Source organism: Paracoccus versutus (assembly GCF_000763885.1).
In the GTDB taxonomy this organism is placed as follows: Bacteria; Pseudomonadota; Alphaproteobacteria; order Rhodobacterales; family Rhodobacteraceae; genus Paracoccus; species Paracoccus versutus.
The window spans coordinates 1-2430 of sequence record NZ_JRKO01000141.1; the positions used below are offsets into that span (position 1 = coordinate 1).

The 2430-nt window shown below is 72.5% G+C and carries 3 protein-coding genes and 1 pseudogene; 2 read left to right on the top strand and 2 right to left on the bottom strand.

The window, feature by feature from the left end; genetic code table 11:
- On the bottom strand, positions 1-678 hold a 678-nt coding region (locus IT40_RS26225), incomplete at its 3' end, for a DUF899 domain-containing protein (protein WP_036761423.1).
- A complete protein-coding gene (locus tag IT40_RS26230; protein WP_116171144.1) occupies positions 675-914 on the bottom strand; it encodes a hypothetical protein in 240 nt (79 codons plus the stop codon). The genes IT40_RS26230 and IT40_RS26225, both read right to left, overlap by 4 nt.
- 64 nt (positions 915-978) lie before the next feature.
- On the opposite strand from IT40_RS26230, the gene IT40_RS26235 reads away from it, so the two are divergent.
- Complete coding sequence (locus tag IT40_RS26235) at positions 979-2205, top strand: helix-turn-helix domain-containing protein (RefSeq protein ID WP_243700187.1); 1227 nt, start codon at positions 979-981, stop codon at positions 2203-2205.
- Positions 2206-2214: 9 nt separating this feature from the next.
- Positions 2215-2430: pseudogene (locus IT40_RS26240) on the top strand (glutamine cyclotransferase); the annotation flags it as partial.

Consider the following 2430-nt stretch of genomic DNA (forward strand, 5'->3'; position numbering starts at 1 on the left):
GTCATGCAGCCTGAGCCAGCTCATGGCGCCGTTTTCGTTGCGGCCCTTGGGGGTCAGGTCCAGCCAGTTGAACGCGCCCATCAGCAGTTCCACGCCGCGGTGATAGGTGGAATAGCTGTGGAAGAGGACGCCGTCCTGCCGCACGAAGATGCTGACCCCGAACATGTCCGGGCTGTTCCTGATCACCGTGCCGTAGTTGTAGATCGCCCGGCCGGCGGCGCGGTCCTCGGCGGTGAAGGACACGCCGAAATCGTAGTTGAAATCGCCGTCTCCCGACGACAGCCAGGGAAAGCGCCAGCCCATGCGCCGCCGGACCGCCTCGATCTGCGGGACCGGCGCGCGCGAGACGGCGGCGAAGGCCAGGTCGGCCTGCTCGAAATGCTGCCGGGCGGCATCGACATGATCGGCGACGAAAGAGCAGCCCGAGCAGATATGCTCCGATCCCGGCGTCAGCATGAAGTGATAGACCGCAAGCTGGCTGCGGGTTCCGAACAGGTCGGCCAGCGTCACCTCGCCGTCGGGCCCGTCGAAGCGATAGGGCTTGTCGATGCGCACCCAGGGCATCCGCCGCCGCTCGGCCCGCAGCGCGTCGAACTGGTGGGTCATGTCGCGTTCGCGGGCCAGCAGCGCCTTGCGGGCGTCCAGCCACTCATCGCGGGAAACGATGGCTTGGGTCATGGTCGGTCTCCTTTCGGGATGGGACGGCGGTCCGACACCAGCCGCAACCAGGGCGGCAGGTGGAACAGGGCCATCAGCAGATACATCGTGGTCATGCCGTCCAGCGGCAGCGGACCGGGCCCGGACAGGCAGAGCGCGGGCGAGGCCGCCGTGATCCAAGCCATGACGGCGAAGCAGGGCGCCGCCGCAAGGGCCAGCCAGCCGGCCGCGCCGGGCTTTTCCGTGGGCGTTGTCATTCGGGGCCTCCCGTCCGATGCTTTGCGGGACATGAAGCAGTCTAGGACGGGGCGGCATCCGGGCGTGAGTAACAAGCATGACGGGATTGCGGCGGCGTCGCAGGCGCTGGCGGCGGGGGATGCGCTGACGGCGCTGAAGCGGGTCGCCCTGCGCGACGACCCGCCGGCGCTGGCGCTGCGCGGCATCGCCATGGCGCAGTTGGGGGATCTGGACCGGGCGAGGGACCTGCTGCGCCGCGCCGCGCGGGGACTCAGAGCCGATCCCGTGGCCCGCGCCCGCTGCCGGCTGGCGGTAGCGGAGATCGCGCTGGTGACGCGCGACCTTGGCGGCCTGGACCAGGCGCTTGGCACGGTGCGGAGCACGCTTGCGGCGCAGGACGACCGGGCGAACGCCGCCCATGCCGCCGCGCTGCAGGCCCGGCTGCTGCTGCTGACCGGGCGTCTCGATCAGGCCGAGGCGGTGCTGGGGACGCTGGATACCGCCGCGCTGCCCCCGGCCTCGCGTCCCGGCTGCTGGCTGGTCGCCGCCGGCATCGCCATGCGCCGCATCCGGGCCGGCGATGCGCGGGCCGCGCTGGACCGGGCCGCCCGTGCCGCGCATCAGACGGGCATCGCCGCGCTGGCCGCCGAGGTCGCACAGGCGCGCGCCGCCTTCGACGCCCCGGCCGCGCGGCTGATCGAAAGCGGGCGCGAGGTGCTGCTGGACCTGGCCGGGGTCGAGGCGCTGCTCGGCTCGGACCTGCTGCTGGTCGATGCCTGCCGCAACCTGCTGCGCGGCGGGGCGACGGTGGTGCCGCTGGCCGGGCGGCCGGTGCTGATGGCGCTGCTGCGCGCGCTGGCCGAGGCCTGGCCCGGCGACGTGCCGCGCGAAACCCTGCTCGCGCGTGCCTTTCGCGCCCGCCAGGCCGACGAGTCGCATCGCGCCAGGCTGCGGGTGGAGATCGGGCGGCTGCGTGGGCAGCTCACCCCGCTGGCCGGGATCAGGGCGACCGGCCGGGGCTTCGTGCTGGAGCCTCGCGGCGCGCGCCGGATCGCCGTGCTGGCCCCGCCGGTCGAGGGTGACCATGCCGGGCTGCTGGCCCTGCTGGCCGATGGCGAGGCCTGGTCGAGCTCGGCGCTGGCCCTGGCGCTGGCTGTCAGCCCGCGCAGCGTGCAGCGCGCGCTGGCGGTGCTGGACGAAGCGGGCAGGGTTGAGTGGTTCGGCCATGGCCGCGCCCGGCGCTGGATCGTGCGGAGCGTGCCGGGTTTCCCGACAGGCTTGTTACTCCCGGCGCCGCTGCCGATGCGCTAGGATGGGCCCATGAAACGCATGGCCGAAATCATCCGCGAATACGGTCCCTTTCCGGGGATCGAGGAGGTGCATGGCGTCAGTTTCGACGGAAGGCAGGTCTGGTTCGCCAGCGGCGAGCGGCTGAACGCGCTGGACCCCGACAGCGGCGAGCTGGTGGGGGCGCTGGAGATCCCCGCCGATGCCGGCACGGCCTTCGACGGCACGCATCTGTTCCAGATCGCCGGG